Raw genomic sequence first — 21,367 nt, 5'->3', positions numbered from 1 at the left:
GGGCCCTCGGCACGTCCTAGAGTGTCGAGGACTGTTTTCCGTGACGTCTGAGATCTGAGGAACACGTGCGTCGACAAGCCGGCCTCCGCTCCCTCGCCGTCGTATCCGCGCTGCTGCTGGCGACAGCGGCCTGCGGCAGCGACGACAAGGGTTCCGATTCCATCTCCTCCAAGGGCGGGCTGCCCGCGATCACCGAGGGCGCCAAGTTCGGCGAGAAGCCCACCCTGGCCAAGGGCAAGGGCGACCCGCCGAAGGAGCTCAAGGTCGAGGTGATCACCCCGGGCACGGGCGCCGCCCTGAAGAAGGGCGACCAGGCCCAGGTGAACTACCTCGGCCAGGAGTGGGACGAGGACAAGCCGTTCGACAACAGCTTCGACCGCGGCCAGCCCTTCCCCGTCTCCATCGGCGGCCAGGGCGTCATCGAGGGCTGGCAGAAGGCCCTGGAGGGCCAGAAGGTCGGCAGCCGCCTGGAGGTCTCCATCCCGCCGGCCCAGGCGTACGGCGAGCAGGGCCAGGACACCATCAAGGGCAACGCCACGCTGGTGTTCGTGATGGACATCGTCAAGGGCGCCAACGTCCCGGCGTCCATCAAGGGCAGCCCGGTCCCGCAGGAGGACGCCGCCCTGCCGAAGGTCGGCGTGAACACCGACGGCAAGGCCCCCTCGGTGACCGTGCCGAAGTCGGACGCGCCGACGAAGCTCGTGTCGAACTACGTCCTGGAGGGCAGCGGCCCAGTCGTCACCGACAAGGACAGCGTCGTCGTGCGGTACGACGCCTACCTGTGGGACGGTGCCAAGAAGTTCGGCAGCACCTACAGCACGGGCGGCAGCGAGACCTTCACGCTCAGCCAGATCGGCGTCAAGGGCCTCAAGGACGGGCTGATCGGCAAGAAGATCGGCAGCCGCGTCCTGCTGGTCATCCCGCCGGACCAGGGCTTCGGCGAGCAGGAGCAGCAGGGCATCCCGAAGAACTCCACGCTGGTCTTCGCGCTGGACATCATGGCGAAGATGTAAGACTGTCCCGGTTGCCCGTTCATCATTTGAGGAGCAAGTAGACAGTGAGCATCGAGAAGCCCGAGATCGACTTCCCCGGCGGCGAAGCCCCCAAGGACCTGGAGATCAAGGAGATCTGGCAGGGCGACGGCGCCGAGGCCAAGGCGGGCGACTTCGTCTCCGTCCACTACGTGGGCGTGGCCTTCTCCACCGGCGAAGAGTTCGACGCCTCCTGGAACCGGAACCAGGCGTTCAAGTTCCAGCTCGGCGCCGGCCAGGTCATCGCCGGCTGGGACCAGGGCGTGCAGGGCATGAAGGTCGGCGGCCGTCGTCAGCTGACCATCCCGGCCCACCTCGCCTACGGCGACCGCGGGGCCGGCGGCCGCATCAAGCCCGGCGAGACCCTGATCTTCGTCGTGGACCTGCTCGGCGTGTGACCCCGATCGGTCACCACCCGGCCGTCCCCGGCCGGGGCAGGGCCCACGCTCCCCGCGGAGCGTGGGCCCTCGGCTTTTGTCCCGACGCCCCGGGACGGTACGGTCATCGGGCAGAACGCGGTTCGATCACCAAGTCGGAAAGTCAGAAGAGGGTGCGGGGCGTCGATGGCGATTGCCAAGGCCGAGCGGCTGATGAACCTGGCGCTGTGCCTGCTCGGTACCCGGCGCCCGCTGAGCAAGCGTGAGCTGCGCGAATCCATCGAGGCGTACGTCGAGGCGTTCCGGCCCACCGGCCCCTCCGCCGGCTCCGACGAGTCCTTCAACCGGATGTTCGAGCGCGACAAGGACGACCTGCGCGAACTCGGCCTGGTCATCGAGACCGTGGAGAACCTGGACGGCGAGGTCGGCTACCTGGCGCGCCGCGACAGCAACCGGCTGCCCCCCATCACCTTCGACCCCGAAGAGGCCGCGGCCCTCGGGCTCGCCGCCAGGGTGTGGCAGCAGGCCCGGCTCGCCGGCGCCGCCAGCGGCGCCCTGCAGAAGCTGCGGGCCGCCGGCATGCCCGAGGCGGAGGACGCGTACGAGAACCAGGCCAGCGCGCTGGAGCCGCGGATCCCGGTCCACGAGGCCGCCTTCGAGCCCCTGATGCTGGCCTGCCGCGACCGACGGCCCGTGGTCTTCGACTACCGCAAGGCCAGTGCCGCCCGCCCCGAACAGCGCCAGGTCGAACCGTGGACGCTGGAGTGCTGGCGCGGCCACTGGTACCTGGCGGGCTGGGACCGGGACCGGGGCGCCGAGCGGGTGTTCCGGCTCTCGCGCATCACCGGCCGGGTCCGCTCCCGCGCCGGGCGGTTCACCGCCCCCGTGCCCGACGTCTCCACCGTCCGCGAGACCGTGGAGAGCTGGGCCGGGGAGACCGCGACCCGCACCGCGCGCATCCGGCTGCGCACCGACTGCGGGTACCCGCTGCGCGCCCGCGCCCTCGCGGTGCACGGCGCCGGGCCGGGCTGGGACGAGTTGGAGATCCCGTACGGACACGGGCTCGACGCCTGGCTCGTGGAGTTCGGGCCCGACGTGGTCGTGCTGGACCCCGCCGACCTGCGGGCCGACGTGATGGACCGGCTGCGCGCCGTGGCCGAGGGCTGAGAAGGGGAGGCACAGACCATGGCCGCCAACGCCATCGACCAGACCAGGCGGATGCTCTCCCTGGTCACCTATCTTCGGGAACGTCCCGGCGCCCGCGTCGGCGACGTGGCCCGCGCCTTCGGCATCTCCGAGGACGAACTGATCTCCGACCTGGACCTGTTGCCGATGTGCGGCACCAGCTTCCGCGGCGGCGACCTGCTGGACATCGACACCGACGGCGACCGCATCTGGTGGCACAATCCCGACGACGTCGCGGAGCCGCTGCGGCTGGCCGCCGACGAGGCGACCGCGCTGCTGGTGGCCGCGCGGGCGGTGGCCATGCTGCCCGGGCTGCGTGAGCGCGATCGGGAGGCGCTGTTGCGCGCCACCGCGAAGCTGGAGACCGCGGCGGGGGAGGCGGCCGGCGCGTCCGCCCGGCTCTCGGTGACCTTCGAGTCCGAGGGCGGGGTCTTCGCGGCCGTCGACCGGGCGCTCACCGAGAAGCGCCGGCTGTGGCTGCGCTACTACTCCCCGGCGCGCGACGAGCTGACCGAGCGCGAGGTGGACCCGATCCGGCTGTTCGCCGTCGGACACACGTATCTGGAGGGGTGGTGCCGGCTCTCCGAGGCGCGCCGCACCTTCCGGCTCGACCGGGTGGCCGAGATCCGACTGTTGGACGACCCGGCCGCACCGCCCGAGATCGAGCTGCGCGATCTGTCCGAGGGGCTCGTCCAGCCGTCCGCCGACGACCCCGAGGTCGTCGTCGAAGTGGGGCCCGGCGGGCGTTGGGTGGCTGAGTACTACCCGCACGACAGCGCGGAGGAACTGCCCGACGGCGGTCTGCGGATCACGCTGCGCACCCCGTCCCCGGCCTCGCTGCGGCGGCTGGCGCTGCGGCTGGGGCGGGACGGGCGGATCACCGAGCCGGCCGAGCTGGCGGCGAGCGCCCGGCGGGCGGCCGCTGACGCCCTCGCCGCGTACGCCGACGGGAAGTGAGCGGCGCCGAATGACCGGAACCTCGCCCTCCGCCCCTTCCGGCGCGGGGGAACCGCTCGGCGCCGCCGAAGTCGTCACCGTCGATTTTCGGCAGGACGGCATGGCGGACGCGGCGGTACGGGATGATCGGTCGGCAGCGGTGGACACGGCCGGGGCCGAGGGGAGGCGCCGCTCGGGAGAGCGCCCGGCGGCGTGTTCGGGCCGGCGCCCGGGGGAGCCCGGCCCATCGGAGAAGCCCGAAGTAGAGGGAGATTCGCGCCCCATGTCCCTGATGTCGGATATCACGGCTTCCGCTTCGGCGAGCCCCGCCGGTCCCGTCCTCTTCAAAGCCGCCTGCCCCGACTGCCGCGCCCGCTTCGAGCTGTCCGGAGAGGCGCTGCGGCTGGCCATCGGCGGCAGCCGGCGCACCACCTTCTACTCCTTCACCTGCCCCGAGTGCGGCACGGCCGTCCGCAAGCCGGCCGGCGAGCGGATCGTCGAACTCCTCACCCGCGGCGGCGTGCGCACCCTCCGCCTCCAGCCCGCCGCCGCCACCAACTAGGCCCGAGGTCCCGCCCATGTTCTGGCCCATGCTCGCCATCGCCCTCGGCTTCGCCGGGATCGCCGTCCTCGGCGTCCTCGGCATCCGGGTCTTCGTCGAGGCCCAACGGCTGGGGCGGGAGGTGGCCCGCACCACCGACCGGATCGGGCGCGCCGCCGAGGACCTGGAGCGGTCCGCGGCCCACCTCGCCCAAGGCGCCGGTTCGGGCCGCTGAAGGGGCGGTTCCACCACCCCTCGACCACCGCTGGAAATGCGTTAACGACCCAGGTCGCAGGCGCCCGCCGGCAATGTGGCGGATGCACGGGCATTGCCCTGTGTTTACTCCCCCGGGTTACGATCGCTCACAACACGGTGCTCGGACGCCTGTCCGGGTACCGCGCCAGCTACACCCCAGCCGCCTCGGTGAGAAGGTACAAGCTTATGTTCGGTGGACGGATCGGACCTGCCGAGATCATCCTGGTCCTCGTCGTGATCATCCTCCTGTTCGGTGCGAAGAAGCTCCCGGACATGGCCCGTTCCCTGGGCAAGTCGGCCCGCATCCTCAAGAGCGAGGCCAAGGCGATGAAGTCCGACGGCAAGGACCCCGCGACCCCGGCCGCGCCCCCGCAGCCCGGCCCCGCCCAGGAGCAGCCGCCAGCCAAGACCATCCAGGCCGCCCCCGGGGACGTGACCAGCTCCCGCCCGGTGAACGAGCCGACGGACTCCGCGCAGCGCTGAGACAGGGCCACCCACAGGCCCGTCGTGGAGGGCGGGCCTGCCGCACGAGATGAGGACGTGGGTTGCTCAAGTCTGCCCGCAAAGTGGAGAAGGACCCCGAGGGGCGGATGCCCCTCGTGGAGCACCTGCGCGAGCTGAGGAACCGGCTCGCCAAGGGCATCCTGGCGATCGTGCTCGTCACGGTCGTCGCGGCCTTCTTCTACAACGACATCATCAACTTCTTCACCGAGCCGGTGTTGGAGTCGGTGGGGTGTAAGGACTACACCTTCTCCGAGCTGCAGAAGAAGCCCGAAGGCACGACCTGCGCACAGATCACGATCAACGGTCTGCTGACGCCCTTCACGCTCGCGCTGAAGGTCTCCCTGATGGCGGGCGTGGTCCTCGCCGCGCCGATCTGGCTGTACCAGCTCTGGGCCTTCGTCGCCCCCGGGCTGCACCGCAGCGAGAAGAAGTACGCGATGGCCTTCGTCGGCGCCGGCTTCCCGCTCTTCCTGGGCGGCGGCTACTTCGCCTACGCGGTGCTCCCCACCACAGCGAAGGTCCTGATCGAGTTCACGCCGTTCGGCGTGGACAACCTCCTGCCGCTGGACGACCTGCTCGACCTGGTCACGCGGATGGTCATCGTCTTCGGCCTCGCCTTCGAGCTGCCGCTGTTGCTGGTGATGCTGAACATCGGCGGCGTCATCACCGGCAAGCGGATGCTCGGCTGGTGGCGCGGCATGATCATGGGCATCACGATCTTCTCGGCGGTGGCCACCCCGAGCACCGAGCCGCTGACGATGATGATCCTCGCCGGCCCCATCGTCCTGCTGTACTTCCTCGCCACCGGCTTCTCGCTGCTGAACGACCGACGGCGGCGGCTGCGGGAGCTGCGCGGACCGGGCGACGACGAAGCCTCCGACCTGGACCTCACCCTCGACGACATCGGCGAGGTCGAAGCCGTCGGCGCTCCGGGGCGGCTGCCGGAGCAGGGCGGCCGCGAAGGCGACGGCGGCCGCGCCCACCGGCTCAACGGCTACGACGACATCACCTGAGGCACGTTGCCGTCGGCCCCGAGGGCCGAGCGAGATCCGATGGCACCGCGCCCGGACCCCGGAACACCGCCGGGGCCGGGCGCGGCGTCATGTGCGCCGGCGCCCCGCCCGGCCATCACGCGCAGCCGTTCCACCCGGTCCTGACCGTGCAGTAACGTCACGCGGGTGACCAGCGAGATCACCCTCTTCGTCAACCCCACGGCGGGCCGCGGGCGCGGCGCCCGCGCCGCCCAGCCCGCCGCCAGGGCGCTGCGCGACGCCGGGTTCTCGGTGCGCACGGTCCTCGGCGAGGACGCCCCCGACGCGCTGCGCAGGGCCAAGGAGGCCGTCGCCCGCGGCACCGGGGCGCTGATAGCCGTCGGCGGCGACGGCATGACGTCGCTCGCCCTCCAGGCCGTCGCCGGCACCGCGACCCCGCTCGGCGTGATCGCCGTCGGCACCGGCAACGACTTCGCCCGCTCCCTCGGCCTGCCCGTACGGGACCCCGCCGCCGCCGGCCGGCTCGTCGCGGACGTCCTGAAGAGCGGGGCGGCGCGCCACGTCGACCTGGGGCGGGTGGGCGAGCGGTGGTACGGCACCGTGCTCGCGTCCGGCTTCGACTCCAGGGTGAACGACCGCGGCAACCGCATGGGGCGCATCGCCGGCCGGTTCACCTACGACGTGGCGCTCGTCGCCGAGCTCGCGGCCCTGCGGCCCATCCCGTACCGCCTCACCCTCGACGGCGGGACGGTCGAGGAGGTCGAGGCCGTCCTCGTCGCGGTGGGCAACGGCGAGAGCTACGGCGGCGGCATGCGGATCTGCGCCGGCGCCTCCCAGCAGGACGGGCTGTTGGACGTGACCGTGGTCGGCGCGTGCAGTCGGACCACGCTGCTGCGGGTCTTCCCGCGGGTGTACCGGGGCAGCCACCTCAGCCACCCGCTGGTCACCGTGCACCGGGTCCGTGCGGTCGCGCTGGAGGCCGAGGGGATCAACGCGTACGCGGACGGCGAGCGGCTGGGGCCGCTGCCGCTGACCGTCGAGTGCGTGCCCGGGGCGGTCCGGGTGCTCGCACCGCCCGTGCCCGGCTGACCGCGGGGGTGAGGGCACCCGCACGGACCGTGAAGCCGCTCCGGGAAGGGTGCCCAGGGCAACCGGTTCTGCGATAAGACCGCGCTGACTGTCGTACCTGCCGGGTAGGCTCACGTACAAGATGACCGAGGACCTCTCTCCCGCCGAGCGCTATGCTGCCGCCCGCGTCCGCGCCGCCGAGCAGGCCACCGCGCTGGCTCCCTTCCGCGAGTTGTACGACTTCGGCCTGGACCCCTTCCAGATCGAGGCGTGTCAGGCCCTGGAGGCCGGGCGCGGCGTGCTCGTCGCCGCTCCCACCGGCTCCGGGAAGACGATCGTGGGCGAGTTCGCCGTCCACCTCGCCCTCCAGCAGGGCCGCAAGTGCTTCTACACCACCCCGATCAAGGCGCTGTCGAACCAGAAGTACACCGACCTCGTCAAGCGGTACGGCGCCGACAAGGTCGGCCTGCTGACCGGCGACAACAGCGTCAACTCCGAAGCGCCCGTGGTCGTGATGACCACCGAGGTGCTGCGGAACATGCTGTACGCCGGCTCCCAGTCGCTGCGCGGCCTCGGCTACGTGGTCATGGACGAGGTCCACTACCTCTCCGACCGGTTCCGCGGCGCCGTGTGGGAGGAAGTGATCATCCACCTCCCCGAGTCGGTGACCCTGGTCTCGCTCAGCGCCACCGTGTCGAACGCGGAGGAGTTCGGCGACTGGCTGGACACCGTGCGCGGCGACACCGCGGTGATCGTCTCCGAGCACCGGCCCGTGCCGCTGTGGCAGCACGTGATGGCCGGCCGCCGGATCTACGACCTCTTCGAGGAGACCACCGACCACGGCGGCCGGGGCACCGCCCGCCGCGAGGTCAACCCCGACCTCGTCCGGCTGTCCCGGATGGAGAGCCAGCGCTCCTACCAGGCCCGCGACCGCCGCCGCGGCAGGACGATGCGCGAGGCGGACCGCGAGCGGGAGCGCCGCGGCCGCAACCGGATCTGGACCCCGGGCCGCCCCGAGGTGATCGACCGGCTCGACGCGATGGGCCTGCTCCCCGCCATCACCTTCATCTTCAGCCGCGCCGGCTGCGAGGCCGCCGTCCAGCAGTGCCTGTACTCGGGACTGCGGCTGAACGACGACTCGGCCCGCCTCCAGGTCCGCGAGATCGTGGAGGCGCGCACCGCCGCCATCCCCACCGAGGACCTGAACGTCCTCGGGTACTACGAGTGGCTGGAGGGCCTGGAGCGCGGCATCGCCGCCCACCACGCCGGCATGCTGCCGACCTTCAAGGAGGTCGTGGAGGAGCTGTTCGTCCGCGGCCTGGTGAAGGCGGTCTTCGCCACCGAGACCCTGGCGCTCGGCATCAACATGCCCGCGCGCTCGGTGGTCCTGGAGAAGCTGGTGAAGTGGAACGGCGAGCAGCACGCCGACATCACCCCCGGCGAGTACACCCAGCTCACCGGTCGCGCCGGCCGGCGCGGGATCGACGTCGAGGGCCACGCGGTCGTGCTGTGGCAGCGCGGCATGGACCCGGCCGAGCTCGCCGGCCTCGCGGGCACGCGCACGTATCCGCTGCGCTCCAGCTTCAAGCCGTCGTACAACATGGCCGTCAACCTGGTCGAGCAGTTCGGCCGGCACCGTTCGCGCGAGCTGCTGGAGACCTCGTTCGCGCAGTTCCAGGCGGACCGCTCGGTGGTCGGCATCTCCCGCCAGGTCCAGAAGAACGAAGCGGGACTCGAGGGCTACCGCGAGGGCATGACCTGCCACCTCGGCGACTTCGAGGAGTACGCGCGGCTCCGCCGCGACCTGAAGGACCGGGAGACGGAGCTGGCCAAGCAGGGCGCGGCCCAGCGCCGGGCGGCTGCCGCCGTGGCGCTGGAGCGGCTGCGGCCCGGTGACGTCATCCACGTGCCGACGGGCAAGTCCGCGGGCCTCGCCCTGGTGTTGGACCCGGGCATCCCGGCCGGCCGGAGCAACGGACACCGCGGCTTCGAGCAGCACGACGGGCCCCGTCCGCTGGTCCTCACCGCGGAGCGGCAGGTCAAGCGGCTCGCCGCGATCGACTTCCCGGTGCCGGTGGAGCCGTTGGAGCGGATGCGCATCCCCAAGTCGTTCAATCCGCGTTCGCCGCAGTCGCGCCGTGACCTGGCGTCCGCGCTGCGCACCAAGGCCGGCCACATCGTGCCCGAGCGCCATCGCAAGCAGCGTTCGGCCGCCGCGGACGACCAGGAGATCAACCGGCTGCGGGCGGCGCTGCGCGCCCACCCCTGTCACGGCTGCGACGAGCGCGAGGACCACGCCCGCTGGGCCGAGCGCTACTACCGACTCCGGCGCGACACCCGCCAGTTGGAGCGCCGCATCGAGGGGCGCACGAACACCATCGCGCGCACCTTCGACCAGATCGTCGCGCTGCTCACCGAGTTGGACTACCTGCGCGAGGACGAGGTCACTCCGCACGGCCGCCGGCTCGCCCGGCTCTACGGCGAACTCGACCTGCTGGCCAGCGAGTGCCTGCGGGACGGGGTGTGGGAGGGGCTGAGCCCGGCCGAGTTGGCGGCGTGCGCCTCCGCGCTGGTCTTCGAGTCCCGCCAGTCGGACGACGCGGTCGCGCCCAAGGTCCCCGGCGGCGCGGCGAAGGCCGCGCTCGGCGACATGGTCCGCATCTGGGGCCGGCTCGACGCGCTGGAGGAGAGCTTCAAGATCAGCCAGGCGGAGGGCGTGGGCCAGCGCGAGCCGGACCTCGGCTTCGCCTGGGCGGCGTACCAATGGGCCTCGGACAAGTCCCTCGACGAGGTGCTGCGGGAGACCGAGATGCCCGCGGGCGACTTCGTCCGCTGGTCGAAGCAGGTGATCGACGTCCTCGGGCAGATCGCAGCGGCGGCCCCCCGCGATCACGGCACCGTGGCCAAGGCCGCGCGCCGGGCGGTGGACGCGATGCTGCGGGGCGTCGTGGCGTACAGCTCGGTCGGCTGATCCGCCGGGGCCGCCCGCCTGCGCTTCAGCGCGGCTTGCGGGCGGCCTCGAAGCGGGCCCTGGCCTCGGCCAGGTCGACGAGCGGGGCCGGGTAGTCGACGAGGTCCCGCTCGGCCAGGCTCCAGGACGCGGGGTCGTGGACGCGCGGGGCCGGCAGCGCGGCGAGTTCGGGCACCCACCGGTGGACGTAGGAGCCGTCCGGGTCGAAGCGGCGGGCCTGCGCGACGGGGTTGAGGATCCGGTTCGGCCTGGTGTCGGTGCCGGTGCCCGCCACCCACTGCCAGTTCAGCTGGTTGTTCGCCACGTCCCCGTCGACGAGCAGGTCCAGGAAGTGGGCGGCCCCCACGCGCCAGTCCACGTACAGCGTCTTGGCGAGGTAGCTGGCCGTCAGCAGCCGGGCGCGGTTGTGCATCCAGCCCTCGTGGCGTAGCTGGCGCATCCCGGCGTCGACCACGGGGCAGCCCGTGCGCCCCTCCTTCCAGGCGGCGACCTCCTCCTCGGCGGTGCGCCAACGGTCGCCCCGGTCGCGGTAGTCGGCGCGGGCCGCCAGCGGACGGGCCGCGAGGACCTGGTGGTGGAAGTCCCGCCAGGCCAACTGCCGGACGAACGCCCCGGCGCCCGGGCCGCCCTTGGTCCCGGCGCGCTCGACCAGCTCGGTCGCCGAGAGGGTGCCGAAGTGCAGATGCGGGGAGAGCCGGGAGGTGGCGTCGCCCGCGAGGTCGTCGTGGCGCCGCTCGTACGCGTCGATGCCGGTGTCCGCCCGCGCCAGCCAGCGCCGCACCTGCCGGCGCCCCTCGTGCTCCCCGCCCGGCGCGAGCCCGGGGGAGACCCCGTCCACCGCGGCGCGCCGGGGCAGCGGATCGCCGGACGCCCCTTCGGGCACCCGTACGGTCCTGGGCGCACCCAGCACCTTCCGGTGCCCGGTCGCCTCCCAGCGGCGGAAGTACGGGGTGAAGACGGCGAAGTGGTCGCGGGCGGCGGGGGTGACCCGCCCCGGGGGCAGCACCGTGACCACCCCGTCGTGCACGTGCAGGGCGCATCCGAGCGGTGCGAGGGCGGTGCGCAGCCGGTCCTCGCGGCGAGCGGCGTACGCACTGACGCCCGCGGCGAGGTGGACCGCGTCCGCTCCCGTCGCTGTGACGACCCGGCAGACCTGCTCGACGACGTCACCGGCGCGCACCACCAGTCGTCCGCCGCGCTCGCGCAACTGCTCGTCGAGCGAGGTGAGGCAATCCGCGAGGAAGGCGCGGCGGTTGGGCGCGTCGAAGCCGGCCTCGTGCACCCCCGGGTCGACCACGAAGAGCGGCACCACCGCGTCGGCGGCCCGGGCGGCCGCGGACAGCGCGGGCTGGTCGTGGACGCGCAGGTCGGAGGTGAAGAGCATGACGGAGACGGTCATCGCCGTCCTTCCGGGGGAGGGCTGAGTGCGGGCGGGGAGGTGGGAAGGCGTGCGGGGAGGTGTGCGAGGAAGGTGTGCGGGCGGGTCTCAGACGTATCAGTTCGGCCCGGTCGATCGGTGGATTTCCGCCGGCCGTGGTCGCAGCCTCGATAGGTAGCGGAGCTATCTATGATGGGTGCATCGGTGAGGCGGAGAGGAAGTGGTGAGCGGCCGTGCGGATCGGTGAGTTGAGCCGGCGCACCGGGGTGCCGGTGCCGACGATCAAGTACTACCTGCGGGAAGGGCTGCTCCCGGCCGGCGAGTTGACCAGCCCCAACCAGGCCGCGTACGGCGACGAACACCTGCGCAGACTACGGCTGATCCGAGCCCTCCTCGACGTGGGCGGGCTGAGGATCGCCGCGATCGCCGAGATCCTCGACGCTGTCGACGACCCGGCCGAGCCGGTGCACCACGTCCTCGGGGTCGCCTCCGACCTGCTGGTGACCCGCCCGGTCCAACAGGAGGACGACGGCGCCCGGGACAGGGCGGTACGCGAGGTCGACGAACTGATCCGTCGGCGCGGCTGGCGGGTGGCGCGCGACGGGCCGGGCGCCGAACTGCTCGCCAGCGCGCTGGCCTCGATGGAGCGCCTGGGGCACGGCGACTTCGGGCAGATGCTGGAGGTGTACGCGGACGCCGCGGAGCAGGTGGCGCGGGCGGACCTGGAGTTCGTCGCGGGCCGCACGAGCCGTGACGTCCTGGTGCAGGGCGTGGTGGTGGGGACCGTGTTGGGGGACGCGATCTTGGACGCGCTGCGGCAGATGGCGCAGACGGACCAGTCGGCCCGGCGGTACGGGGCGGATCGGCCGGGGGGCGGGGAGGGCGCGTCGCGAGACGGGTAGGTCCCGTCAGCGCGACGCGGGGCGCTGGGCGTCCCTGCGGGTGCGTCGGTGTCTGGCGGCCGGTGGGTGGTTGTTCGCGGAGTTCCACCCCTCGGCCCCAGAGGGCCTGGGGACCCCCAGCGCGCCTGACGTGCTCGCCGTGGTCATACGGGGCGTTGGTCTCTGCGGCCCGTATGCGGCTGGTCGCGCAGTTCTCCGCGCCCCCAAGGTCCCTCGCCGTTTCCCTGCGGGAGGTGTGACCGGTGCGGTCCGGCTGTTGCTGGTCGCGCAGTTCCTCGCGCCCCCGAGGTCCCGCGCCGTCTTCCTGTAGGTGCGTTGGTCGTTGGCGGACGCGGAGGGGCCGAGGGGGAGCTGAGAGGGCAGGCGGTTACGCGGCGCGTTCCTGTGAGGGCTGGGGTGCGGATTCCTGCTCGCGCTCCACCTGCTCGTTCCACGCGCGCTTCACCGCGCGCCACGCCTCGTCCGACTGGCCCTGGCGCCAGTAGCCGGAGATGTGCAGGTCCTCGCGCGGTACCTCGCGCTCCAGTCGCAGGTGGCGTCGCAGTTCCTTCACGCAGGCGGCCTCGCCGTGCACGAACGCGGACACCCGGCCCGCGGGGAACTCCAGCTCCCGCACGGCCGCCACCAGCGCCTCGCCGACCGGGCGGCCGGCGCGGTGCAGCCACTGCACCGACACGCCCTTCGGCAGGTCCAGCGCCACCTCGTCGGCCGCCTCCTCGATCTCCACGAAGGCGTGCACCACGGCGTCGTCCGGCATCCGCTCCAGGGACGCGGCGATCGCCGGGAGCGCGCTCTCGTCGCCCACCAGGAGGTGCCAGTCCGCGGCCGGCTCCGGGGCGTAACCGCCGCCGGGGCCGAGGATCCACATCGGCTCGCCCGCCTCGGCGCGCTGCGCCCACGGCCCGGCCAGCCCCTCGTCGCCGTGGACGACGAAGTCGATCACCATCTCCAGGGCCTCGGGGTCCCACTCCCGCACGGTGTACGTACGGTTCGCCGGCCACTCGGAGCGCGGGAGCTCGGCCCGGATGCGGTCCATGTCGAACGGCTGCGGATAGTCCACTCCGGGCTGGGGGAAGACCAGCTTCACGTAGTGGTCGGTGTAGCCGTCGAGGCGGAACCCGGCCAGCCCGGCGCCGCCGAGGACGACCCGCGTCATGTGCGGGGTGAGTCGTTCGGTGCGGACCACGTGGGCTTCACGGCACGTCGGTGACGTACGGACCGGTCGTTCTGCCACGGCGCTCTCCCAGGCTCGGATAATTACTTAGGCTTGCCTAAGTTAACACCTCGGTCGGGTGGCGTCAGCTCCAGGCCCTCCGGCCGCGGCCGCGGGACGCGGGGCGCGGGCGCGGCAGGTCAGCGGGGGAGCACGGCCAGCAGTCGCTGGAGCGACCCGCCGAGCCCCCAACGCGCCGCCAGCTCCTCCAGCGCGGCCGGGTCCCGCGGCTCGGTCGGCAGCGCCGCGTCGAACTCCGGCAGCGGCGCGTCCGCCGCGACCCGGACGACCTTCGGCGCGACCGCCAGGTAATCCCTCGCCTCGTACAGGCGCCGGCGCTGCGCGGGGGTCAGCTTCGCCCCCGGGTCGTCGACCGCGGCCATGATCCCCGCCAGGTCCCCGAAGGTCGCCAGCAATTTGGCCGCGGTCTTCTCGCCGATGCCCGGCACGCCCGGCAGGCCGTCGCTCGGGTCGCCGCGCAGCAGTGCCAGGTCCGCGTACCCCGGGCCGTCCACGCCGTACTTCTCGCGCAGCCACGCCTCGTCCGTCGTCTGGAGCGTGCCGACGCCCTTGAGCGGGTACAGCACACGCCGCTGCCGGGCGTCGTCGACCAACTGGAACAGGTCGCGGTCGCCCGTGACGATGTCGACCGGGCCGCTCGCCCGCGCGGTGAGCGTGCCGATCACGTCGTCCGCCTCGTACCCCGGCGCGCCGACGCGGGCGATGCCGAGCGCCGCCAGCACGTCCACGATCACCGGGACCTGCGGCGACAGGGTGTCCGGGGTCTCCTCCTCGTCCGGCCCCTGCTCGCTCTCCTGCGCGACGCGGTGCGCCTTGTACGAGGGGATCAGCTCCACCCGCCAGTGCGGACGCCAGTCGTCGTCCCAGCAGGCGACCAGGTCGTCCGGCCGGTGGTCCTGGACGAGCCGGGCGATGAAGTCGAGCAGCCCGCGCACGGCGTTCACCGGGGTGCCGTCGGGGGCGCGGACGGAGTCGGGGACGCCGAAGTAGGCGCGGAAGTACAGGGAAGCGGTGTCGAGGAGCATCAGGCGTCGCGTCACACCCCGGATTGTGCCGCACGCCACCGACAGCGCCCGGCAGCCCGCGGGCCCGCGGCCGGGGCCCCTCCGCACCCGGGCGACCGGCCGTTGTTGCGTGACGTGGGTCACTGTTGCGTTTGGCGCTACAGGCCGGGGGCAGGCGCGCCGCCGGAGCCGATCCCGGTGTGCCTGCGAAGGCGCACCGGGAGCGGGCGGAACCCGCTGCGCTCCACGGCACGCCGGCTATGGGGGCGGCGGGCCGTTCCGTTTCAACCCGCGAGGTGTATGTGTCCAGGCTCCAGGCGGAGCATCTGTACAAGGTGTTCGGCAGACGACCCGACGAGGCGGTCCGGCGACTCGAAAGCGGCGTCGACCGCGACGAGCTGCGCGCCGACGGCACGACGGCGGCGGTGATCGACGCCTCGTTCGCCGTCGATCCCGGGCAGATCTTCGTCGTGATGGGCCTGTCTGGGTCCGGTAAGTCCACGCTGTTGCGCATGCTCAACGGACTGCTGGAACCCACTGCCGGACGCGTCCTCTTCGACGGTCAGGACCTGACCGCCCTCAGCCCCCGTGAGTTGCGGGCGGTGCGCTCGCGCAAGATCAGCATGGTCTTCCAGCACTTCGCGCTGTTCCCCCATCGCAGCGTGCTCGACAACGCCGCGTACGGCCTGGAGGTCCAGGGCGTGCCGCGCGCGGAGCGGGAGCAGCGCGCCACCGAGGCGCTGGCCCTCGCCGGCCTCGCGGGCTGGGAGCAGTCCTGGCCCGACGAGCTGTCCGGCGGCATGCAGCAGCGCGTCGGCCTCGCCCGCGCGCTCGCCACCGACGCCGACCTGCTGCTGATGGACGAGTCCTTCAGCGCGCTCGACCCGCTGATCCGCCGGGACATGCAGGACCAGCTCCTGGAACTCCAGAAGACGCTGAAGAAGACGATCGTCTTCATCACCCACGACCTCAACGAGGCCATGCGGCTCGGCGATCGGATCGCGGTGATGCGGGACGGCCGGATCGTCCAGCTCGGCACCGCCGAGGACATCCTCGTCACCCCGGCCAACGACTACGTCGCCTCCTTCACCCAGGACGTGGACCGCACCCGGGTGCTGACCGCGGGCGCGATCATGGCCGACCCGGAGTCGGCCTACCCGAGCACCGGCGAAGGCGGCAAGGAACTGCGGACCCCGGCGGACGTCATCGCCGCGGCCCCCGCGGTCGTCAAGGCGGACACCCCGATCGCGGAGCTGTTCACGCCCTGCTCGACCAGCGGGGTGGCCGTCGCGGTCACCTGCGAGCGGGGCGAGCTGATCGGGGTGGTGCCGAGGGCCCGGCTGCTGGCCGTGCTCGGCGAGCCCATGAAGCCGGGCGACGACACGGCAACGGTCGCCGCCGCTTCGACGGCTCCCCGCAAGGACGCGGCCGAGGCGGTGGCCGGTGCCTAGGCTGCCCCTCGGCGAGTGGGTCGACAGCTCCGTCGACTGGCTCCAGTCCAATCTGACCTGGCTCTTCGACGCGATCAGCGCCGTCGTCACCGGGATGTACGACGGCATCGACGCCGCGCTCTCCGCACCGCACCCCCTGCTCTTCGCGGGGATCCTCGCGGTCGTCGCCTGGTGGCTGCGCGGGCTGCTCGCCGGCGGCCTCGCCTTCGTCGGCTTCGCGCTGATCGACTCGATCGAGCTGTGGGACGAAGCGATGTCCACGCTCTCCCTGGTGCTCGTCGCCACCGTGGTGACCCTGGCCATCGCCGTGCCGCTGGGCATCTGGGCGTCGCGCTCCAGCGCCGTGAGCGCGGTGACCAGGCCCGTGCTGGACTTCATGCAGACCATGCCCGCCATGGTCTATCTGATCCCCGGCATCATCTTCTTCGGCGTCGGCGTCGTCCCCGGCATCATCGCCACCATCGTCTTCGCCCTGCCGCCCGGCGTGCGGATGACCGAACTCGGCATCCGTCAGGTGGACGAGGAACTGGTGGAGGCCGCCGAGGCGTTCGGCACCCCGCCCCGCGACACCCTGGTCCGCGTCCAGCTCCCGCTGGCGCTGCCCACCATCATGGCCGGCGTCAACCAGGTCATCATGCTGGGCTTGTCCATGGTCGTCATCGCCGGCATGGTCGGCGGCGGCGGGCTCGGCGGCGCGGTCTACAGCGCCATCGGCAACGTGGACATCGGGCTCGGCTTCGAGGCCGGCATCTCCATCGTCATCCTCGCCATGTACCTGGACCGGATGACCGGCGAGCTGGGCCGACAGGTCTCGCCGCTCGGTCGGCGCGCCCTGGCCAAGGCGAAGGCGCTGGCCGGCGGCCCGAAGCTGTGGCAGCACCGCCCGCAGGCGTCCGTCGCCGTCGTCGGCGTCGTGGTCCTCGCGCTGGTCGCCGGCGGCATGTCGATCTTCGGCAGCTCCGACTCGGCCACCGCGTCCGGTCGCGGCGGCGCCAACGACGTCGGCAAGGGCGAGAAGCTCACCATGGGCTACATCCCCTGGGACGAGGCCATCGCCTCCACCTTCCTGTGGAAGGAGATGCTGGAGCAGCGCGGTTACGAGGTCGACGCCAAGCAATTGGAGACCGGCGCTCTCTACACCGGGTTGGCGAACGGCCAGATCGACTTCCAGACCGACTCCTGGCTGCCGGTGACCCACGCCTCGTACTGGAAGAAGTACGGCGACAAGCTGGAGGACATGGGCTCCTGGTACGGCCCCACCTCCCTGGAGCTGACGGTCCCCTCCTACGTCGACGGCATCGACTCCCTCGACGACCTCAAGGGCCAGTCCGGGAAGTTCAAGGGCCGCATCATCGGCATCGAGCCCAGCGCCGGCATGATGGGCCTGCTCAAGGACAAGGTGCTCAAGGAGTACGGCCTTGAGGGCGAGTACGAGGTCGTCGACGGCTCCACGCCCGGCATGCTCGCCGAGCTGAAGCGGGCGATCGCCAAGAAGGAGCCCGTCGTGGTCACCCTCTGGTCGCCGCACTGGGCCTACAGCAACTACGACCTCAAGAAGCTCGAAGACCCCAAGGGCACCTGGGGCGCGGGCGACGGGGTGCACACCCTGGCGCGCAAGGGCCTGACGAAGGACCACCCCGAGGTCGGGAAGTGGCTGAAGGACTTCAAGATGACCGAGAAGCAGCTCACCGACCTGGAGGCGGAGATCCAGGAGACCGGCAAGGGCAAGGAGCAGGAGGCCGTCCGGAACTGGCTCAAGGAGAACCCGGACTTCGTGGACAAGACGGTGCCGGTGCCCCGCTGACGGGGCACGATCACCCAGTGCAACGGGACGGTTCCCGCCAGTGGCGGGGCCGTCCCGGCCGTCTTTGGCGCTCAACGCAGAGGTGGTCGCGCCCGAAGCTGCGTAAGGTTGTACAGAACGCAGGAAGGGGAGCCCGGCGGATGGACGCTGACGGCAAGGACGGCAAGGACCCGAAGGAGACCGAGCGTCTTCGGGTGGGCGCGGCCGTGCGCCGGCGGCGCCGGACCCTCGATCTGACGCTGGCCTCGGTCGCCGAGCGCTCCGGACTGTCCGTGCCCTTCCTCAGCCAGATCGAGAACGACCGGGCGCGCCCCAGCCGGCGCTCGCTCCAACGGGTGGCCGAAGCCCTGGAGACCACCGCGGGCAAGTTGATCGCCGCCTCCGACGCGGCCCGCACGGTCACGGTGGTGCGCGCCGAGCCGGCCGACGCGGCGGCCGTGCCGCACGCCCGCCGCCTGGTGCACGGCCGGCACCAACTGGAGGCGCTGGAGTTCCGCGGCGAGCACGACACCGAGGGCGAGTTCCAGCACCGCAACGACGAGTTGATGTACGTCGCCGACGGCTCCGTCGAGGTGGAGGCCGAAGGCCGCGCCCACCACCTCGGCCGCGGTGACACCCTGTTCCTGTCCGGCGGCGTACGGCACCGCTGGCGGGCCAGCGGCGACGAGACCCGCGTCCTGGTCGTCACGGTCGCGGAGCACATCGAAACGCCCCCCGAGGTCTGATCCCGTGCGGGTGGTCTCCCTGGTGCCCTCGCTGACCGAGGCGGTCGCGGCCACTGCCCCCGGACTCCTCGTCGGGGCCACCGACTGGTGTTCCCACCCCGCCGACCTCGACGTGGCGCGGATCGGGGGCACCAAGAACCCCGACACCGCCGCCGTGCTCGGGCTGCGCCCGGACCTGGTGATCGCCAACGAGGAGGAGAACCGGCCGGTCGACCTGGAACGGCTGCGGGCCGCGGGCGCGGAGGTCCTGGTCACCGAGGTGCGCGGGCTGCCGCAGGCGTTCACGGAGCTGCACCGGGTCCTGGTGACGGGGTGCGGTCTCACCCGGCCCCGCTGGCTGGACGAGGCCGAGCAGGCGTGGGCCGACCTGCCGCCCGCGGGCGGCGCGAGCGCCGTCGTGCCCGTGTGGCGGCTCCCCTGGATGGTGCTCGGCCGGGACACCTTCGCCGGCGACGTACTGGCGCGGCTGGGCGTGACGAACGCCTACGCGGACCACGCCGAGCGCTACCCCCGGGTGCCCCTGGAGGAGTTGCGCGACCGCGGCGCCGACCTGGTGGTCCTGCCCGACGAGCCGTACCGCTTCACCGCGACCGACGGGCCGGAGGCGTTCCCCGGTCTGCCCGCCGCGCTCGTCAGCGGCCGGCACCTCACGTGGTACGGGCCGTCGTTGGCGACGGCGCCCCGGGTGCTGGGCGCGGCGCTCGCAGCAGCGCTCCGCTGAGCACCGCGCGTACGGTACGGAACGCGGTCACCGCCCACGCCGTCACCAGCAGCGCGTACAGCACCGCCGCGACCGCCGCGAAGGCGCTCAGGTCCGTGCCGTGCGCCAGGCCCGCTGCCCCGGTCACACAGGTGCCGACGGGGAAGGTGAAGGCCCACCAGGACAGCGTGAACGGCAGCCCGCGCCGGACGGCCCGCACCACCATCGCGCCCGCCAGCGCCAGCCACATCAGGGCGAAGCCCAGCACCGGGACGCCGTACAGCACCGCGAGCGCGTCCCCGTACGGCACCTGCGCAGCTCCCGCCAGGTGGCCGGCGGCCGTCGTGGACTGCCCCAGCGGCCCCAGCACCAGGAACAGGGACGGCGTGAGCGCGAGCGGCAGCGGGCCGTGGTGCACCAGCCGGGCGAACACCAGCGGCACCAGGACCAGCGTGGCCAACAGGCTCATGCCGAACAGTCCGAGGCTCGCCGCCAGCAGCGTCCGCCGCCCCTCCCCGTCGGGCAGGTGCAGCGCCAGCAGGGGCCCGACGGCGGCCGCCACCATCGGTGCGACCAGCGGCAGCAGCCACACGGGCGTCGCGGTCCCCGGCGCCGGACGGTGGCGTACCACCAGCAGGTACGGCACGGCCACGGCGACCGTCACCGCGAGCGCGGAGCCCACCGCGAACAGCGCGGCGGCGACGGGGACGGCGGCGGAGCCGAGGACGTCGCGGCCCACCGACAGCGCGCCCGCGGCCACCGCCAGCGGCGCCATCGCGGCACAGCCGTAGAAGGGGGCGACGGCCGGGTCGAGCAGGTGTGCCCGCGCCTGGTCGCGGTGGTGCAGCCAGTGCCCGGCGCGGGCGCTCGCCACGGCCAGCAGGAGCAGGGCGGACACCGTCCACACGGCGACGAGGACGGGCCGGGCGGCGGCGGGCAGCGGGAGTGCGGCGCCCGCGCTCGCCACGATCGCGGTGCCCATGACGGCGGCGTACCACTGCGGCCCGACGTGGCGCAGCCCCGGCAGCCGTGCCGTGGACCGTACGGGACCGGGCCTGGTGCGGGCGGGGGACGGGGGTGCAGCGGTGGCCATGCCCCCACTGTCGTCCCGGGCCACCGCCCCCACCAGGGCCGTTCCCCCTATGACCTCATAAGCTGGACTGATGAGTGACGGGGAGCAGCGGGCACCGCTCGCACACCGGGTGCCGGACCTCGGCGCCCTGGAGCTGCTGCTCGCGGTCGCCCGCCACGGCAGCCTGGGCCGGGCCGCCCGGGAGCTCGGCATCAGCCAGCCCGCCGCGAGCGGCCGGCTGCGCTCGATGGAGCGACAGCTCGGGGTGGCCCTGGTGGACCGCTCGCCGCGCGGCTCCCGGCTGACCCCGGCCGGCGTCCTCGTCACGGACTGGGCGCGCCGGATCGTGGAGGCGGCGGAGGCGTTCGACGCGGGTGCGCAGGCCCTGCGCACGCACCGGGACTCCCGGCTGCGGATCGCCGCGTCCATGACGATCGCCGAGTACCTGCTCCCGAGCTGGCTGGTGGCGCTGCGCGCCAGGCGGCCGGAGGTGGCCGTCTCGCTCTTCGCCGGCAACTCGGCAGCGGTCGCCGAGCGGTTGCTCGCGGGCGAGGCCGACCTCGGCTTCGTGGAGGGGCTGCGGGTCCCCGGCGGGCTGGACGGGACGCCGGTCGCCCGGGACCGGCTGGTGGTCGTCGTTGCGCCCGGTCACCCGTGGACCCGGCGGCGCACCCCCGTTGCCGCGACCGAACTGGCGGGCGCCCGGCTGGTGCTGCGCGAGGAGGGCTCCGGCACCCGTCAGGTCCTGGACTCCGCGCTCGCCCGGTACGGCGGGCTGTCCGCGCCGCTGCTGGAACTGGCGTCGACCACCGCGGTGAAGGCGTCCGCGGTCAGCGGCGCCGGACCGGCGGTCCTGAGCGAGCTGGCGGTGACGGAGGAGCTGGGCTCCCGTCGACTGGTGGAGGTCCCCGTCGCGGACGTCGGACTGGAGCGGGTGCTGCGCGCGGTGTGGCGACGGTCTCAGAAGCCGGTGGGCGCCGGCCGTGACCTGCTCGCCCTCGCCGCTGCCGCCCGTCGGGCGCCGGGGCGCAAGTAGCCGCAGGGCATGGGGTGTTGAGCGGGGAGCGGCCGGAAGGCGGCGACCCGGCGGGCAAGGACGTCGCCCCGCCGCCCCTTCTGCACCCCGTCTCGCCATCTGTCATCACTTGACATTAGTTCGACTTATGGCAGATAAAGATCAGGCTTTGGGTTGAACTTCACGCCTCGTGCCGTTTGGGGGTGAAGGTCGTTGAACGTC

Annotated in this window: 20 protein-coding genes; 16 read left to right on the top strand and 4 right to left on the bottom strand. The window is 72.8% G+C overall.

Translation table 11 applies throughout. From position 1 onward, the window contains the following. Nucleotides 1-65 precede the first annotated feature (65 nt). The 10 genes from ACH4E8_RS25770 (at nucleotide 66) to ACH4E8_RS25725 (ending at nucleotide 9,860) form a co-directional block, all read left to right on the top strand. Complete coding sequence (locus ACH4E8_RS25770) at nucleotides 66-1,013, top strand: FKBP-type peptidyl-prolyl cis-trans isomerase (RefSeq protein WP_398452156.1); 948 nt, start codon at nucleotides 66-68, stop codon at nucleotides 1,011-1,013. Nucleotides 1,014-1,057: 44 nt separating this feature from the next. Then, complete coding sequence (locus ACH4E8_RS25765; RefSeq protein ID WP_398452153.1) at nucleotides 1,058-1,429, top strand: FKBP-type peptidyl-prolyl cis-trans isomerase; 372 nt, start codon at nucleotides 1,058-1,060, stop codon at nucleotides 1,427-1,429. A 165-nt stretch (nucleotides 1,430-1,594) separates the two neighbouring features. Further along, nucleotides 1,595-2,575 (top strand): helix-turn-helix transcriptional regulator, encoded by a 981-nt coding sequence (locus ACH4E8_RS25760; RefSeq protein WP_398452150.1) that lies wholly within the window; start codon nucleotides 1,595-1,597, stop codon nucleotides 2,573-2,575. 18 nt (nucleotides 2,576-2,593) lie between these two features. Continuing rightward, nucleotides 2,594-3,550, top strand: coding sequence for a helix-turn-helix transcriptional regulator (locus ACH4E8_RS25755; protein WP_398452148.1), 957 nt, complete (start codon nucleotides 2,594-2,596; stop codon nucleotides 3,548-3,550). A 271-nt stretch (nucleotides 3,551-3,821) separates the two neighbouring features. Further along, nucleotides 3,822-4,091 carry a hypothetical protein gene (locus ACH4E8_RS25750; protein WP_398452145.1) on the top strand — a complete coding sequence of 90 codons (270 nt, stop codon included), beginning with the start codon at nucleotides 3,822-3,824 and terminating at the stop codon, nucleotides 4,089-4,091. A 16-nt stretch (nucleotides 4,092-4,107) separates the two neighbouring features. After that, nucleotides 4,108-4,305 (top strand): hypothetical protein, encoded by a 198-nt coding sequence (locus ACH4E8_RS25745; protein WP_398452142.1) that lies wholly within the window; start codon nucleotides 4,108-4,110, stop codon nucleotides 4,303-4,305. Nucleotides 4,306-4,511: 206 nt separating this feature from the next. Next, nucleotides 4,512-4,808 (top strand): Sec-independent protein translocase subunit TatA, encoded by a 297-nt coding sequence (gene tatA / locus ACH4E8_RS25740; protein ID WP_398452139.1) that lies wholly within the window; start codon nucleotides 4,512-4,514, stop codon nucleotides 4,806-4,808. Nucleotides 4,809-4,870: 62 nt separating this feature from the next. After that, nucleotides 4,871-5,842 carry a twin-arginine translocase subunit TatC gene (tatC, locus tag ACH4E8_RS25735; protein WP_398452136.1) on the top strand — a complete coding sequence of 324 codons (972 nt, stop codon included), beginning with the start codon at nucleotides 4,871-4,873 and terminating at the stop codon, nucleotides 5,840-5,842. 165 nt (nucleotides 5,843-6,007) lie between these two features. Further along, the gene (locus ACH4E8_RS25730) at nucleotides 6,008-6,910 is read left to right on the top strand and encodes a diacylglycerol kinase (protein ID WP_398452133.1); all 903 of its coding nucleotides are present in this window, start codon (nucleotides 6,008-6,010) and stop codon (nucleotides 6,908-6,910) included. A gap of 121 nt (nucleotides 6,911-7,031) precedes the next feature. Continuing rightward, nucleotides 7,032-9,860 carry a DEAD/DEAH box helicase gene (locus ACH4E8_RS25725; protein WP_398452130.1) on the top strand — a complete coding sequence of 943 codons (2,829 nt, stop codon included), beginning with the start codon at nucleotides 7,032-7,034 and terminating at the stop codon, nucleotides 9,858-9,860. A 25-nt stretch (nucleotides 9,861-9,885) separates the two neighbouring features. Here the strand turns inward: ACH4E8_RS25725 and ACH4E8_RS25720 are convergent, their stop codons facing one another. After that, nucleotides 9,886-11,259 carry a cryptochrome/photolyase family protein gene (locus tag ACH4E8_RS25720; RefSeq protein ID WP_398452127.1) on the bottom strand — a complete coding sequence of 458 codons (1,374 nt, stop codon included), beginning with the start codon at nucleotides 11,257-11,259 and terminating at the stop codon, nucleotides 9,886-9,888. 212 nt (nucleotides 11,260-11,471) lie between these two features. Between ACH4E8_RS25720 and ACH4E8_RS25715 the strand changes: the two genes are divergently transcribed. After that, complete coding sequence (locus ACH4E8_RS25715) at nucleotides 11,472-12,140, top strand: MerR family transcriptional regulator (RefSeq protein WP_398452124.1); 669 nt, start codon at nucleotides 11,472-11,474, stop codon at nucleotides 12,138-12,140. Nucleotides 12,141-12,507: 367 nt separating this feature from the next. Here the strand turns inward: ACH4E8_RS25715 and ACH4E8_RS25710 are convergent, their stop codons facing one another. Both ACH4E8_RS25710 and ACH4E8_RS25705 read right to left on the bottom strand, forming a co-directional pair. Beyond that, nucleotides 12,508-13,374, bottom strand: coding sequence for a siderophore-interacting protein (locus tag ACH4E8_RS25710; protein ID WP_398452121.1), 867 nt, complete (start codon nucleotides 13,372-13,374; stop codon nucleotides 12,508-12,510). A 119-nt stretch (nucleotides 13,375-13,493) separates the two neighbouring features. Further along, entirely contained in the window at nucleotides 13,494-14,399 is a 906-nt protein-coding gene (locus ACH4E8_RS25705) for a 5'-3' exonuclease H3TH domain-containing protein (RefSeq protein ID WP_398452558.1), read from the bottom strand. 281 nt (nucleotides 14,400-14,680) lie between these two features. On the opposite strand from ACH4E8_RS25705, the gene ACH4E8_RS25700 reads away from it, so the two are divergent. From ACH4E8_RS25700 to ACH4E8_RS25685, 4 genes are all read left to right on the top strand, one after another. Continuing rightward, complete coding sequence (locus ACH4E8_RS25700; RefSeq protein ID WP_398452118.1) at nucleotides 14,681-15,829, top strand: glycine betaine/L-proline ABC transporter ATP-binding protein; 1,149 nt, start codon at nucleotides 14,681-14,683, stop codon at nucleotides 15,827-15,829. Continuing rightward, nucleotides 15,822-17,633 carry an ABC transporter permease/substrate binding protein gene (locus tag ACH4E8_RS25695; protein ID WP_398452115.1) on the top strand — a complete coding sequence of 604 codons (1,812 nt, stop codon included), beginning with the start codon at nucleotides 15,822-15,824 and terminating at the stop codon, nucleotides 17,631-17,633. The genes ACH4E8_RS25700 and ACH4E8_RS25695 overlap by 8 nt, the downstream gene beginning before the upstream one ends. A gap of 140 nt (nucleotides 17,634-17,773) precedes the next feature. After that, nucleotides 17,774-18,358, top strand: a complete 585-nt coding sequence (locus tag ACH4E8_RS25690; RefSeq protein ID WP_398452112.1) for a helix-turn-helix domain-containing protein — start codon at nucleotides 17,774-17,776, stop codon at nucleotides 18,356-18,358. A gap of 4 nt (nucleotides 18,359-18,362) precedes the next feature. After that, entirely contained in the window at nucleotides 18,363-19,079 is a 717-nt protein-coding gene (locus ACH4E8_RS25685; RefSeq protein WP_398452109.1) for a helical backbone metal receptor, read from the top strand. Here the strand turns inward: ACH4E8_RS25685 and ACH4E8_RS25680 are convergent. Continuing rightward, on the bottom strand, nucleotides 19,006-20,151 hold the full coding sequence (locus tag ACH4E8_RS25680) for a C4-dicarboxylate ABC transporter (RefSeq protein ID WP_398452106.1): 1,146 nt from the start codon (nucleotides 20,149-20,151) through the stop codon (nucleotides 19,006-19,008). The two genes, ACH4E8_RS25685 and ACH4E8_RS25680, sit on opposite strands and share 74 nt — an antisense overlap. 70 nt (nucleotides 20,152-20,221) lie before the next feature. Here ACH4E8_RS25680 and ACH4E8_RS25675 point away from each other — a divergent pair, with 70 nt between their 5' ends. Next, nucleotides 20,222-21,166, top strand: a complete 945-nt coding sequence (locus ACH4E8_RS25675; RefSeq protein ID WP_398452103.1) for a LysR family transcriptional regulator — start codon at nucleotides 20,222-20,224, stop codon at nucleotides 21,164-21,166. Nucleotides 21,167-21,367: the final 201 nt, after the last annotated feature.

It is taken from the genome of Streptomyces sp. NPDC017979 (assembly GCF_044328175.1).
In the GTDB taxonomy this organism is placed as follows: domain Bacteria; phylum Actinomycetota; class Actinomycetes; order Streptomycetales; family Streptomycetaceae; genus Streptomyces.
The sequence above is the reverse complement of the archived record's forward strand: the minus strand, read 5'-3'. Positions and strand labels throughout refer to the sequence as shown.